The sequence below is a fragment of the Streptomyces sp. TBY4 genome, from assembly GCF_024213195.1.
Lineage (GTDB): Bacteria > Actinomycetota > Actinomycetes > Streptomycetales > Streptomycetaceae > Streptomyces.
Genome location: NZ_JANAVF010000021.1, coordinates 1 through 13,262 on the forward strand (window position 1 = coordinate 1; position 13,262 = coordinate 13,262).

Annotated in this window: 10 protein-coding genes; 7 read left to right on the forward strand and 3 right to left on the reverse strand. The window is 73.5% G+C overall.

The genetic code is table 11. The annotated features are described in order from the left end of the window. Positions 1-515: 515 nt before the first annotated feature. Together NLX94_RS33860 and ptsP are read left to right on the forward strand one after the other, a co-directional pair. Positions 516-965, forward strand: a complete 450-nt coding sequence (locus NLX94_RS33860) for a PTS glucose transporter subunit IIA (RefSeq protein ID WP_254387033.1) — start codon at positions 516-518, stop codon at positions 963-965. 74 nt (positions 966-1,039) lie between these two features. Continuing rightward, entirely contained in the window at positions 1,040-2,710 is a 1,671-nt protein-coding gene (gene ptsP / locus NLX94_RS33865) for a phosphoenolpyruvate--protein phosphotransferase (RefSeq protein ID WP_254387035.1), read from the forward strand. 87 nt (positions 2,711-2,797) lie between these two features. Here ptsP and NLX94_RS33870 read toward each other — a convergent pair whose 3' ends face one another. Both NLX94_RS33870 and NLX94_RS33875 read right to left on the reverse strand, forming a co-directional pair. Then, the gene (locus tag NLX94_RS33870) at positions 2,798-3,724 is read right to left on the reverse strand and encodes a hypothetical protein (RefSeq protein ID WP_254387037.1); all 927 of its coding nucleotides are present in this window, start codon (positions 3,722-3,724) and stop codon (positions 2,798-2,800) included. A 70-nt stretch (positions 3,725-3,794) separates the two neighbouring features. Beyond that, complete coding sequence (locus NLX94_RS33875) at positions 3,795-5,774, reverse strand: acetoacetate--CoA ligase (protein WP_254387039.1); 1,980 nt, start codon at positions 5,772-5,774, stop codon at positions 3,795-3,797. A 261-nt stretch (positions 5,775-6,035) separates the two neighbouring features. Between NLX94_RS33875 and NLX94_RS33880 the strand changes: the two genes are divergently transcribed. Next, positions 6,036-8,531 carry a glycoside hydrolase family 31 protein gene (locus NLX94_RS33880; protein ID WP_254387041.1) on the forward strand — a complete coding sequence of 832 codons (2,496 nt, stop codon included), beginning with the start codon at positions 6,036-6,038 and terminating at the stop codon, positions 8,529-8,531. Between the two features lie 583 nt (positions 8,532-9,114). On the opposite strand, the gene NLX94_RS33885 is transcribed toward NLX94_RS33880, so the two are convergent. Then, positions 9,115-9,633, reverse strand: coding sequence for an NUDIX domain-containing protein (locus NLX94_RS33885; RefSeq protein WP_254387042.1), 519 nt, complete (start codon positions 9,631-9,633; stop codon positions 9,115-9,117). Positions 9,634-10,295: 662 nt separating this feature from the next. Between NLX94_RS33885 and NLX94_RS33890 the strand changes: the two genes are divergently transcribed. From NLX94_RS33890 to NLX94_RS33905, 4 genes are all read left to right on the forward strand, one after another. Beyond that, positions 10,296-11,093, forward strand: a complete 798-nt coding sequence (locus NLX94_RS33890; protein WP_374684057.1) for a M15 family metallopeptidase — start codon at positions 10,296-10,298, stop codon at positions 11,091-11,093. A 13-nt stretch (positions 11,094-11,106) separates the two neighbouring features. Then, a complete protein-coding gene (locus NLX94_RS33895; RefSeq protein ID WP_254387044.1) occupies positions 11,107-11,487 on the forward strand; it encodes a DUF962 domain-containing protein in 381 nt (126 codons plus the stop codon). A gap of 64 nt (positions 11,488-11,551) precedes the next feature. Beyond that, positions 11,552-11,989 (forward strand): Zn-ribbon domain-containing OB-fold protein, encoded by a 438-nt coding sequence (locus tag NLX94_RS33900; protein ID WP_254387210.1) that lies wholly within the window; start codon positions 11,552-11,554, stop codon positions 11,987-11,989. Continuing rightward, on the forward strand, positions 11,986-13,206 hold the full coding sequence (locus NLX94_RS33905) for a lipid-transfer protein (protein ID WP_254387046.1): 1,221 nt from the start codon (positions 11,986-11,988) through the stop codon (positions 13,204-13,206). The genes NLX94_RS33900 and NLX94_RS33905 overlap by 4 nt, the downstream gene beginning before the upstream one ends. Positions 13,207-13,262: the final 56 nt, after the last annotated feature.

Consider the following 13,262-nt stretch of genomic DNA (forward strand, 5'->3'; position numbering starts at 1 on the left):
GCTTCCTTTGTACTCACCCTCTCGGGCTTTCCTCCGGGCTTTCGTTCTGTTCTTGCGTTTCAGACTCTATCAGAGTCTGTCTCGCTTGTTTTCCGCCTTCCAGGTCATTCGCTTTCGCGTTTTCCCTTTCCGGCGAGTCCGACTCTATCAGTCCTTTTCTTTCTCCCTGACCACTCTCCGTTGTGCCGCGAATGGGCACGCAGAAAGAAGTCGAGATCAAGATCGGAACAAGAGAGAGGAGGTGCCCCGTCCATCAGCCGTTCGCGAAATGTTCACGCGGGGCTTCCTGGCGGGAGTCACGACAGTACAGGTCTGCCGGGGCCCAAGCAAATCGATTCAGGCGTATGGTCTAGTCCACCGGTCTAGTCCACTAGTCTCCGTGCCGAAGGACCAGTCCGGATCGGGACCAACATCGGGCGAACCCGAACATCTTGTGACTTATCCTTCTGGAGAGTACGCCGTTCGCGACAGGTAGTGACGGCGACACGACGAAGCCCCACCCCTGGGAGGCCCCCATGACCAGCGTGACGTCCCCACTTGCCGGGACCGCCATCGGACTCGCGGCAGTGCCCGATCCGGTGTTCTCCGGCGCGATGGTGGGACCGGGCACCGCCATTGATCCCGTGCGCGAGCCTTCGGCGGCGGTGTCGCCCGTCGACGGTGTAGTCGTCTCCCTGCACCCGCACGCGTACGTCGTCGTCGACGGCGAAGGCCACGGTGTGCTGACGCACCTGGGCATCGACACCGTTCAGCTCAACGGCGAGGGCTTCGAGCTGCTCGTCAACAAGGGCGACACCGTGACCCGCGGCCAGGAGGTCATCCGCTGGAACCCGGCCGCGGTCGAGGCGGCCGGCAAGTCGCCCATCTGCCCCGTCGTGGCGCTGGAGGCGACTGCCGACTCCCTCACTGACGTCATCGAGGCCGGAGAGATGAAGGCCGGAGACGTTCTCTTCGGCTGGCAGTGACGTATCCGCCTGCTCGGGCGAACTGGACATCCAACGCGGCGGGTGGATCCGCCGCTCAATCGGAGACAGGTGAAATGGAGACAACGCTGCGAGGCGTCGGCGTGAGCCACGGTGTGGCGATCGGCGAGGTTCGGCACATGGGCACGGCGGTTCTCGAACCGCCGGCGAAGCAGATCACCGCGGACGAGGCGGAGCGCGAGCAGGGGCGCGCCCGTCAGGCCGTGGAAGCTGTATCGGCCGACCTGATCGCCCGGGGCCAGCTGGCCGGTGGCGAGGCCCAGCACGTGCTCGAGGCCCAGGCGATGATCGCCACGGACCCCGAGCTCATGGCGGACGTCGACCGGCGCATCGCCGTCGGCAGCACCGCCGAGCGCGGTGTGTACGACGCGTTCGCCGCCTACCGTGACCTGCTGGCCGGTGCCGGCGAGTACATGGCCGGCCGCGTGGCCGACCTGGACGACGTGCGCAACCGCATCGTCGCGCGCCTCCTCGGCGTGCCGATGCCGGGTGTGCCCGACAGCGACGAGCCGTACGTGCTGATCGCGCGGGACCTGGCTCCCGCCGACACCGCACTGCTCGACCCGGCGCTGGTCCTCGGTTTCGTGACCGAGGAAGGCGGCCCGACCAGCCACAGCGCGATCCTCGCGCGGGCGCTGGGCGTGCCGGCCATCGTGGCGCTGCCGGGTGCCGGTGAGATCGCCGAAGGTACGGTCATCGCCGTCGACGGCAGCACCGGCGACCTGTTCGTGGAGCCGAGCGCGGCGAAGCGGGCCGAGCTGGAGGCCGCGGCCGCCGAGCGCAAGGCCGCTCTCTCCGCTTCCTCCGGTCCGGGCGCGACGTCCGACGGTCACAAGGTGCCGCTGCTGGCCAACATCGGTGGTCCGGCGGACGTGGCTGCGGCCGTGGATGCCGGGGCCGAGGGTGTGGGCCTGTTCCGCACCGAGTTCCTCTTCCTGGACGACAGCAAGCACGCGCCGTCCGAGGAGAAGCAGATCGAGTCGTACCGCAAGGTCCTCGAAGCCTTCCCCGAGGGTCGTGTCGTCGTACGCGTCCTGGATGCCGGCGCCGACAAGCCGCTGGACTTCCTGACCCCGGCCGACGAGCCGAACCCGGCTCTGGGTGTCCGTGGTCTGCGCTCGCTGCTCGATCACCCGGACGTGCTGCGCACGCAGCTCACCGCGCTGGCCAAGGCCGCCGAGGGGCTGCCGGTCTACCTCGAGGTCATGGCCCCGATGGTGGCCGACCGTACCGACGCCAAGGCGTTCGCGGACGCCTGCCGCGAGGCCGGTCTGAAGGCGAAGTTCGGTGCCATGGTGGAGATCCCCTCCGCCGCCCTGCGGGCGCGCTCGATCCTCCAGGAGGTCGAGTTCCTCTCGCTGGGCACCAATGACCTGGCCCAGTACGCCTTCGCCGCCGACCGTCAGGTCGGTGCCGTATCGCGGCTGCAGGACCCGTGGCAGCCCGCGCTGCTCGACCTGATCGCCATGTCGGCCGAGGCCGCCAAGGCCGAGGGTAAGAGCTGTGGCGTCTGTGGCGAGGCCGCCTCCGACCCGCTGCTCGCCTGTGTGCTGACGGGTCTGGGTGTCACCTCTCTGTCGATGGGTGCCGCTTCGATTCCGTACGTGCGGGCGACGCTGGCCAAGTACACCCTCGCGCAGTGCGAGCGTGCGGCTGCCGCCGCGCGTGCCGCCGACAGCGCCGAGGAGGCCCGGGTGGCCGCCCAGGCCGTCCTTTCCGGGGAGTAGGCAGCAGGGAAAGCACCGCCTCTGGTGGTGTGTCGTGACGATCGAGGGGCCTTCGCCGGTGGCGGGGGCCCCTCGGCCGTTGCCTCCTCAGTGGTGCGGGCCCGGTTCGTCCACCTCGTAGCCGGGGCAGTAGTCGACGCCCGGCTCCGGGCCCACGGGCTCTCCGGTGTCGGCGTCGGTGCAGTAGGCGTTGAAGACCGCCGCCGCCGAGAGGGGGACCAGGCGGCCGCGGTCCAGGCGCCAGCCGTGGACGCGGTCCCGGTCCCCCTCGGTGGTGGTGCGCAGGACCAGTCCCCCGGGTCCGCCGAGGGCCAGGCCGGCGGCGAGGACGGTCACGAAGTCCAGGCCGTCGCGGCCGTCCACCCGGGGGCGGCCGCCGGGGCCGTCGCCGGTGTCGGCGTGCAGGACCGCCACGAGCTGCTCGGCCGGCGCCGGGACGCTGCACACCAGGTGGTGGTGGCCGGGACCGGCCCGGTCCACCAGGCGCCGGAGCGCCTCGGCGGCGCGCTCGAGCGAGGCGGTCCCGATGTCCTCCCCGCAGTCGGCGCAGCGGCCCACTTCGGCCAGCAGCGTGCTCGCGTACTCCCAGGTGGCCTGCCGGACGGCCGCGTCCACGAGCAGCGGGACCAGGTCGTCGATGGGCTGGCCGGCATACGGGAGGCCGCCCGTGGTCCCGCCCAGGTCTGCGGTGAAGCGGGTGCGGGATCCGGGGGTGTCCGGGTCCAGTCCGCGGTCCGCGCAGTAGTCGGCGTACTCGTCGGCGTCGAAGAGGGCGATCGTGGTGTGGATGCCCCGGGCCGCGAGGGAGCGCAGGAGCCGGTCCACGTGGTCCAGGTAGTCGCGGTGGTCGTCGAAGGCGAAGCTGCGGTACCGCCGCATCGCCGCGAAGTCTCCGGCGTCGGCCAGGAGGCCGACGGTGCTGGGGACTTCGCGGCGCAGGGTGCGGCGCCTGCCGGTGCGGACCGGACGGCCCGTGGTGGTGCCGGTCCCGGTGGTGTCGTGCGAGCGTGGCATGGTTCCCCCTGAGTGGCGCGATCGCTTGCTCACTCAGAGTAATCATCGCCACTGACAGTGGCCGCCCGGGTCAGCCGCGGGTGCGGGCGAGCTCCTCGTAGAAGTGCAGGAGGTCGAGGTTGTCGACCGAGCCGGGGTTGACCGCCTTGGCCAGGGGGGCGCCCTGGAGGAGGCGCTTGACCGGGACCTCGATGCGCTTGCCGGTGAGGGTGTGGGGGATGCCGGGCACCTCGATGATCTCGTCCGGGACGTGGCGCGGGGAGAGTTCCTCGCGGATCGTGGCCTTGATCCGGGAGCGGAGGGCGTCGTCGAGGGCGGCGCCGGGCACGAGATGGACGAAGAGCGGCATCCAGTAGCCGCCGTTCGGCTCTTCCAGGCCGATGACCAGCGATTCCTTGATCTCCGGGAGTCGCTCGACGGCCTCGTAGATGTCCGCGGAGCCCATCCGGACGCCCTGGCGGTTCAGCGTGGAGTCGGAACGGCCGTGGATGACGACGGAGCCGTGGTCGGTGATCGTGATCCAGTCCCCGTGGCGCCAGACGCCGGGGAACATCTCGAAGTAGCTGTCGCGGTAGCGGCTGCCGTCGGGGTCGTTCCAGAAGCGGATCGGCATGGAGGGCATGGGGTTGGTGACGACGAGCTCGCCGACCTCGCCGGTGACCGGCTTGCCGGAGGGGTCCCAGGCCTGGAGGTCCGTGCCCAGGCAGGCGGCCTGGAGCTCGCCGATGTGCACCGGGAGCGTGGGGACGGCGCCGGCGAAGCAGCTGCAGACGTCGGTGCCGCCGCTGACGGAGGCGATCCAGAGGTCCTCGGCCACCTCGTCGTGGAGCCAGCGGAAGCCGTCGGGGGGCAGCGGGGAGCCGGTGGTGGCCACACACTTCACCGCGGAGAGGTCGAAGTCGCGGGAGGGATGGACCTCCGCCTTGCGGCAGGCCATCACGTAGGCGGCGGAGGTCCCGTAGAGGGTGGCCCCGGTCCGCTCCGCGATGCGCCACTGGGCTCCGGTGTCGGGGAAGCCGGGGCTGCCGTCGTAGAGGACGACGGTGGTTCCGGTGAGCAGGCCGGAGACGAGGAAGTTCCACATCATCCAGCCGGTGGAGGTGTACCAGAAGAAGCGGTCCTCGGGGCCCAGGTCGCAGTGCAGGCCCAGCTGCTTGAGGTGTTCGAGGAGGATGCCGCCCTGCGACTGGACGATGGCCTTGGGCAGGCCGGTGGTGCCGGAGGAGTACAGCACCCAGAGCGGGTGGTCGAAGGGGACCGGCTCGAAGACCGGCTCGGCCTCGCCCGAGGTGAGGGCCGCCCATTCGAGGGCGCCTTCGGGGGCCGGCGTACCGAGGAGCGGGATGTGCACGACGGCGCGCAGCGAGGGGAGCTCGGCGCGCAGCTCGGCGACGGTGTCCCGGCGGTCGTGCTCCTTGCCGCCGTAGCGGTAGCCGTCGACGGTGAAGAGGACCACCGGCTCCACTTGCTGGAAGCGGTCCAGGACGCTGCGGGCGCCGAAATCGGGGGCGCAGGAGGTCCAGACGGCGCCGACGGCGGCGGTGGCGAGGAGTGCGGTGACGGCCTCGGGGATGTTGGGGAGGTAGCCGCTGACCCGGTCGCCGGGGCGCACGCCCAGGGCGCGCAGTTCGGCGGAGAGCGCGCCGACCTGGCGGCGGAGCTCGGCCCAGGTGACGGGGGTGGGCTCGTGGGTCTCGTCCACGTGGAGCAGGGCCGCGTCGGCGGCGCGGGCCGGGTCCTCGGCTGCGCGCAGGGCGTGCTCGGCGTAGTTGAGGGTGGCGCCCCGGAACCAGACGGCGCCCGGCATGGACCGGTCCGCGAGGACGCTCTCGTACGGGGTGGTGAAGCGTACGTCGAACCACTCGGCGACGGCCTGCCAGAAGGTGTCGAGGGCGTCCACCGACCAGCTGTGCAGGGCCGGGTAGCCGCCGTCCGCGGGGGCGCCGTGGTGCTCGGCGGCCCAGGCCTGGAAGGCGGTGATCCGGGCCGCGGCGATCCGGTCGGGGCCCGGGGACCAGAGGGGCTCGGAGGAGGTGGCTGCTGCGGTCATGCGTCGGCTCCCGGTCACGTCTGCGGTTCGCGCTTCGTGGGCGTGTCGTGGTCTGGCGTGGGCTGTGGCGTGTGGTGTCGCGTGTGGTGTTCGTACGGTGCCACCGCGCGCGGGGTGTGCGCACGGGGGCTCACAGGGACGATGCCATGTGATCGACATCCGCACCAGAGCCGTCATCGGCGGTCGACTGTGATCCTTTTGCGGGTGAACGGCAGTTGAACGGCGCCTTCTGGGCCTGGTCGCGGTGGCAGGGTGGGCGCCATGGACGGTCGTGGGCTGGTGCGTGCGGTGAAGGACCTCGGCGGCGAGCGGGGGCGGCGCGCCTGGCGCTCCGCCTGGCGCAACCGGCGCGTGGACGCGGCGGGCCTTCCGCCCCGGGGTGCGGAGCGGGCGCGGGTGCCGGGTCTGCTGACCGGTACGGAGGCCAGGCCGGGCGGTGGGGTGCTCCGGTTCACCCGTTCGGAGCTGCTGGTCCGGGTCACCGTGGGCGGGGCGGTGTTCTGGGGCTGGGACGGTGCCGCGCCGACGCCCTCGTACGCGGTGGTCGGCAGCGGGCCGGGGCCCGATCCGCGCGCCGTGCTGGAGCCGGACACCGACGGCGGCTGGCGGGTGGTGTCCGAACGCGTGACGGTGGCGGTGTCCCGGCACGGGACGGTGGAGGTGCGCACCCCTGGCGGGACGGTGCTGCGGCGGGACCTGCCGCCGAGGTGGTGGGAGCCGGTCGGCTCCGCCGGGGTCGCGGGGGGTCCGGGTGCTCCGGCTGGGTCGGGGGTGTCTGCGGGGGGCGCGGGCACAGCGGGTGGCACGGACGCGGCGTGGTCGGCGGATGCGGCCGGCGGTGCGCGCAGAGCAGGTGCTACGAACGCGGCGGACCCGGCCGGTGGGGCGCGGTGGATGGTGCGGAGTGAGGTCGCCGCGGACGCGCGGGTGTTCGGGCTGGGTGGGCGGGCGGTGGGGCCGCGGCTCCGGGACGGGAGTTACCGGCTGTGGAACACCGATCCGGAGGGCGGGTTCGGGTCCGGCTCCGGTGAGGACCCCCTGTACATCACGATGCCGGTGCAGCTGGTGGTCGCCGACGCGGGCACGCACCTGGTGTTCCACGACAACTCCTGGGACGGGCGGGTGGTGTTGCGGGAGGGCGAGGAGGGCGCGGGCTCGGGGGCGGACCGGCCCGGCTCCTGCGAACTGCGCATGGAGGGCGGCCCCTTGCGGTGCTGGGTGCTGGTGGGGCCGCCCGGGCGGGTGCTCCAGGGCTGGTCCGGGCTGACGGGCGGGGCCGCCGTGCCGCCGGAGTGGGCGCTCGGGTACCAGCACGCGCGGTGGGGGTTCGGGAGTGCGGCGGAGGTCCGCCGGATCGTGGCGGGGTACGCCGGGCACGGGCTGCCGCTGTCGGCGGTCCATCTGGACATCGACCACTACGACGGCCACCGGGTCTTCACCGTGGACCGCGAGCGGTTCCCCGATCTGCCGGGGCTCGCACGGGAGTTGGCGGAGGGCGGTGTCCGGCTGGTCTCCATCGTGGACCCGGCGGTGAAGGCCGGGGACCCGGTGCACGCCGCGGGGCTCGCGGTGGGCGCGCACGGGGCCTTCGTACGGGACGCGGCGGGGCGGGAGGTCCGGGGCGAGGTGTGGCCGGGTGAGTGTGCGTACCCGGACTTCACCGATCCGGCGGTGCGGCGGTGGTGGGGCGGGCTGTACGGGGAACGGCTCGCGCAGGGCTTCGCCGGGGTCTGGCACGACATGAACGAGCCCGTCTCCTTCGCCCCGTTCGGGGAGCGGACGCTCCCCCGCTCGGCGCGGCACGCCCTGGACGGGGCCGGCGGGGACCACCGCGAGGCACACAACGTGTATGCGCTGGGGATGGCGCGCGCGGGCTGGGAGGGGCTCGTGCGGCTGCGGCCGGCCGAACGGCCGTTCCTCTTCTCCCGGTCGGGGTGGGCGGGGATGCAGCGGTACGGGGGCACGTGGTCGGGCGATGTGGAGAGCAGCTGGGACGGGCTGCGGGCCTCGCTGGCGCTGGTCCTGGGCCTCGGGCTGTGCGGGGTGCCGTACTCGGGGCCGGATGTGGGTGGCTTCTGGGGTTCGCCCTCACCGGAGTTGTACCTGCGGTGGCTGCAACTGGGCTCCTACCTGCCGCTGTTCCGGACCCACTCGGCGATCTGGGCCGGGCGGCGGGAGCCTTGGGAGTTCGGGGAGGAGACCACCCGGGCCGCGCGGGAGGTCCTCGCGGAACGGGAGCGGCTTCGGCCGTACTTCATGACGCTGGCCCATCTGGCGCGGCGGACCGGGGCGCCGTACGTGCGGCCGTTGTGGTGGGGGGCGCCGGAGGACCGGGCCTTGCGCGACTGCGAGGACGCGTTCCTGCTGGGTGACGCCCTGCTGGTGGCTCCGGTGCTGGAGTGCGGGTCGGACCGGCGGGCCGTGCGGTTGCCTCGGGGGCGGTGGTACGACACCGCCACGGGGCGGGCGTACGAGGGGCCGGGGCAGATCCTGCTGGACGCCCCGGCGGACCGGATCCCGGTGCTGGCGCGGGCGGGCGCGCTGCTGCCGGTGCGGGGGGCCGACGGGGCGGTGGCGCTGGAGGCGTGGGCCCCGGCGCGGGGCCGCACGGGCGGCGGGGTGGTGGTCCGGGACCCGGGGCCGGGCTTCGAGCCGGGTGTGGTGGAGCGGTACGCGGTGCGGTGGGAGGGGGACGCGGTGGTGGTGGAGGACGAGGGTGGGGGGCGGGTGGAGGGGGTGGTGGTGCGGGGGCTTTGAGGGGGGCTCGGGGGGGGGAGGCCTGGGGCCGGGGCCTGGGCCTGGCCTGGGCCTGGCCTGGGCCTGGGCCTGGGCCTGAGCTGGGGCCTGGGCCAGGGCCAGAGGCTTAGGCCAGGACCAGGGCCGGGGACTTGAGCCAAGGCCGGGGGCCTGCCTGCCGGAGGCTTGAGTCGAGGCCGGGGCCTACCGGGGGGCTGGGGCCTGGGTCGGGGGCTTGAGCCGAGGCCGGGCGCCGGAGGGCCTGCCGGAGGCCGGAGCCAGGTCTGGGGGCTTGAGCCGAGGCCGGGCGCCGGAGGGCCTGCCGGAGGCCGGAGCCAGGTCTGGGGGCCTGAGCCGAGGCCGGGGGCCTGCCTGCTGGGGGCTTGAGTCGAGGCCGGGGCCTGCCGGGGGCCGGGGCCTGGGTCGGGGGCCTGCCGGGGGTCGGGGCAAGGAGCTTGAGCCAAGGCCGGGGGCTTGAGCCAAGGCCGGGGGCTTGAGCCAAGGCCGGGGGCGGGGCCAAGGCCGGTGGCCTGCTGGGGGCTTGAGCCCAGGCCGGGGGCCGGGGCCAGGGCTCGGCCTGGGTCCGGGGTCGGGGGGCCGCTCCTCAGGTCGTAGGCGTGTATCGGCCCTCGAACCATGCTCTGGCGGCTTCCGTGTGGAGCGGGAACGCCAGTTGTTCCGGGGCGCGCAGGACGTGCCAGCCGGTGGTCTCGTCCGTCGGGGCCGACACCGGGAGGGAGGCGGCCGGGCGGACGGGCAGCAGGCCGAAGACGAGCAGGTGGCCGCCCGGGGAGCTGAGGGTGTCGGCGAGGGCAACCTCCGAGGCCGGGGCGTGGATACCGGTCTCCTCGCGGAGTTCGCGGACGACCGACTCGCGCCAGTCCTCGCCGAAGTCCATGAAACCGCCGGGCAGGGCGATGCCGCCGAGGGCGGGCTCGATGGTGCGGGTGATGACCACCAGACCGGTGCCGAGCTCGTCCTCGACGGGGAGCAGCGCGACGGCGACCGGGAGGGGGTTGCGGTAGGCGACCGCTCCGCACGACGGGCAGGTGCGGGGCCAGTCGGCCGAATCGAACAGGGCTCCACAGGTGGAGCAGTGCGAGTCCTTCAGGTGCGCCGGCATGCGGCGATGGTATGCCAAGGGACATGCGGATGGCGGTCGTTGCGGGATGGGTGGGCACGCTGGCGGTGGTGGCGGCAGTGGCCGCACCGGGGGCGGCGGGCGATGCCGGGGCGGTGGCTGTGGCCGGGTCGGCGGGCCGTGCCGGGTGGCAGGCCGCGCCGGGAGCTGCGGGCCGGGCCGGAGCGGAGGCCGCGGCGAGGCCGGCCGGTCGGGACCGAGCGGAGGCCTCCCCCGGAGAGGCCGACAGCGCCGGGAGGGAGCCCCTGCCTGGATCGACAGGCCGGGCCGGAGCCGAGGCCGCGGCGAGGCCGGCCGGTCGGGACCGAGCGGAGGCCGCGCAGGGAGAGGCGGGCAGCGCCGGGACGGAGGCCCTGGCTGGATCGGCAGGCCGTGCCGGGGCGGAGGCCGCATCGGCTGCGGCGGGCCGGGCCGAAGCGGAGGCCGCGCCGAGGCCGGCCGGTCGGGACCGAGCGGAGGCCTCCCCCGGAGAGGCCGGCAGCGCCGGGAGGGGGCTCCTGCCTGGATCGACAGGCCGGGCCGGAGTCGAGGCCGCGCCTGGATCGGAAAGCCACACCTGGGCTGAGGCCACGGGGTCGGCGGACAGCGCCGGAGCCGAGGTCGCGCACGTAGAGGTGGGCCGTGCCTGGGCGGAGGCCACGGCGGTGGGCCGCGCCCGGACCGAGGCCGCGGCGGTGGGGAGCGCCGGGGCGGAGGCTGCGCCAGGTGCGGCGGGCGGTGTCGGAGCGGTGGCCGCCGATGGGGCGGCGGGGCGGGACGGAGGTGAGGGCGTCGGTGGGGCGGTGGGGCGTCGTGGGGTGGAGGTTGGGGGGAGGTCGGTTGGTGGTGGGTTTGTTGTTGTTGCTGAGGTGGATGGGAGTTTGGGGCAGGACATGCGGTATGCCACGGAGCGGAATTTCACCGGGGCGGTCGTGGAGGGGTATGAGGAGCCTGTGTGTCTGCTTGCCCGGGACGCCGCCGAGGCGTTGCGGCGGGCGCAGCGGGAGGTGTTGCGCCGTGGGTATTCGCTGCTGGTGTACGACTGCTACCGGCCGCAGCGGGCCGTCGACCGGTTCGTGCGGTGGGCGCGGGACGGGGCGGACCAGCGGACCAAGGCGGAGTTCTATCCGGAGGTGGAGAAGGGGCGGCTGATTCCGGAGGGGTACATCGCCGAGAGGTCCGGCCACAGCCGGGGCAGCACGGTTGATGTCACCTTGACGGAGCTCGGGCGGGGGCCGCTCGACATGGGGACACCGTTCGACTTCTTCGATCCGCTCGCGCATACCGACAGTCCTCGGGTGACGGGTGCGGCCCGGGAGAACCGGGATCTGCTCCGAAGGGTGCTCGGCCGGGAGGGGTTCGTGAACCTGCCCCAGGAGTGGTGGCATTTCACCTACCGGCCGGAGGCGTTCCCGGACACGTACTTCGATTTCCCGGTCTCTGTCGCCTCGGTGCACCGCTGAGTACCGTGCCCGCATGACATTCAGTTCGTACGAGGAGTTCTGGCCCTACTACGTCGCCATGCACTCCCGCGCCGCCACCCGCTGGATCCACCTCACCGGGACCCTCTCCGGCCTCGCGATCACCGTCTACGGGCTGGCCCGCGGCAGGAAGCGGTACCTCGCCGCGCTCCCCCTGATCGGCTACGGGACGGCCTGGCCGGCGCACTTCCTGATCGAGCGGAACAACCCGGCCACCTTCGGCAATCCGGGCTGGTCGCTGCGCGGGGACGCGCAGATGATCCGGATGATGCTGGCCGGGCGGGACGCGGAGCTCGGCGAGATCGCACGGAAGTGGCTCGCCGAGAACCCGTGCGACGAGTGCGCTCCCGGGGGTGCGTTCCCGCTCGTTCCCTGACAGACTTCTGACGGTTCGTCAGATATCGGGTTCGGGAGGGGTCTTGGAACGTACACGCACACCCGTGGTCAGCGGGTGGTTCACCGGGGTCGGTGCGGAGGGCGGGTTCCGCCTGCTCGGCACCCGGTGCTCCGCCTGCGCCGCCGTGTTCTTCCCGCGCGAGGATGCGTACTGCCGCAATCCGCACTGCCCGGGCGGCGGCGAGCTCGCCGAGACCCCGCTCTCCCCGCGCGGCCGGGTCTGGTCCTACACCGACGGGCGGTACCGGCCGCCCGCGCCGTACGTGTCCGACCCGGACGCGCCCTGGACCCCGTACACCCTGGTCGCGGTGGAGCTGGAGGCCGAGGGGATGGTCGTGCTCGGGCAGACCGTGCCCGGGGTGGGCGTCGGCGATCTGGCGGTCGGGATGGAGGTCGAGGTGGTCGGCGGCGTGCTGAACGAGGATGCCGACGGAACTGTCTGGACCACGTGGCACTTCCGGCCCGCGGGGGTGGAACAGTGAGCGCCGACGTCGCCGTCCTCGGGGCCGGCATGCACCCCTGGGGCAAATGGGGCCGCAGCTTCGTCGAGTACGGGCGGGCCGCCGCGCGGGCCGCGCTCGCCGACGCCGGGCTGGACTGGACCGACGTGCAGTCCATCGTGGGGGCCGACACCGTGCGGTCCGGGTATCCGGGGTACGTGGCCGGGGCGACCTTCGCCCAGGCGCTGGGGTGGCAGGGCGCACGTGTGACCAGCGTGTACGCGGCCTGCGCGTCCGGCGCCCAGGCCATCGGCGCGGCCCGGGCGCAGATCCTGGCCGGGCTCGCCGACGTGGTGCTGGTGGTCGGGGCGGACGCCGCCCCGAAGGGGTTCTTCGCGCCCGCGGGCGGGGACCGGCCGGACGACCCGGACTGGCTGCGCTTCCGGGTCCTGGGGGCCACGAACCCGGCGTACTTCGCGCTGTACGCCCGGCGCCGGATGGCCCTCTACGGGGACACCGGTGAGGACTTCGCGCAGGTCAAGGTGAAGAACGCGGCGGCCGGGCTGCTGAACCCGAACGCCCGCTACCGCAAGGCCGTCACGGCCGAAGAGGTGGCCGCCTCGGCGATCGTCGCCGATCCGCTGCGGCTGCTCGACATCTGTGCCACCTCCGACGGGGGCGCGGCGCTGGTCCTGAGCAGCATGGAATTCGCGCGCTCGCGCGGGGTCCCGGACCCGGTGCGGATCCGGGCCGTGTCCACGGTGACGCCCACCTATCCCCGTACCGTCCTGGACCTGCCGGACATCGCCACCGACTCGGTGACGGCCGTCGCGGCGGCCCCCGGCTCCTTCCGGTCCTCGATCGCGCAGGCCGCGTACGAGGAGGCGGGGCTCGGGCCGGACGACCTCTCGCTCGCCGAGGTCTACGACCTGTCCACCGCACTGGAGTTGGAGTGGTACGAGGACATCGGCCTGTGCGGGGAGGGCGAGGGGGCCAAGCTCGTACGGGAGGGCGCGACCGCGCTCGGCGGGCGGATCCCGGTCAACACCAGTGGTGGACTGGCCTCGTTCGGGGAGGCGGTGCCGGCGCAGGCCATCGCCCAGGTGTGCGAGCTGACCTGGCAGCTGCGGGGCACGGCCGGGGAGCGGCAGGTGGCCGGGGCGCGGGCCGGAATCACCGCGAACCAGGGCCTGTTCGGGCACGGGTCGGCGATCGTGGCGGTGCGCTTAGCGGAGGCGCGGGGACGTGCGGGCCCCTGAGCTGCGGCTGAACAGCGGCTGCTGTCCGGATGCTTGACGGCCCCCAGTGGCGGGTT

Excerpts from the sequence above, each read along its gene's own strand:
- NLX94_RS33860 (WP_254387033.1), top strand. The coding sequence starts at position 516 with ATGACCAGCGTGACGTCCCCACTTGCCGGGACCGCCATCGGACTCGCG.
- ptsP (WP_254387035.1), top strand. The coding sequence starts at position 1,040 with ATGGAGACAACGCTGCGAGGCGTCGGCGTGAGCCACGGTGTGGCGATC.
- NLX94_RS33870 (WP_254387037.1), bottom strand. The coding sequence starts at position 3,724 with ATGCCACGCTCGCACGACACCACCGGGACCGGCACCACCACGGGCCGT.
- NLX94_RS33875 (WP_254387039.1), bottom strand. The coding sequence starts at position 5,774 with ATGACCGCAGCAGCCACCTCCTCCGAGCCCCTCTGGTCCCCGGGCCCC.
- NLX94_RS33880 (WP_254387041.1), top strand. The coding sequence starts at position 6,036 with ATGGACGGTCGTGGGCTGGTGCGTGCGGTGAAGGACCTCGGCGGCGAG.
- NLX94_RS33885 (WP_254387042.1), bottom strand. The coding sequence starts at position 9,633 with ATGCCGGCGCACCTGAAGGACTCGCACTGCTCCACCTGTGGAGCCCTG.
- NLX94_RS33895 (WP_254387044.1), top strand. The coding sequence starts at position 11,107 with ATGACATTCAGTTCGTACGAGGAGTTCTGGCCCTACTACGTCGCCATG.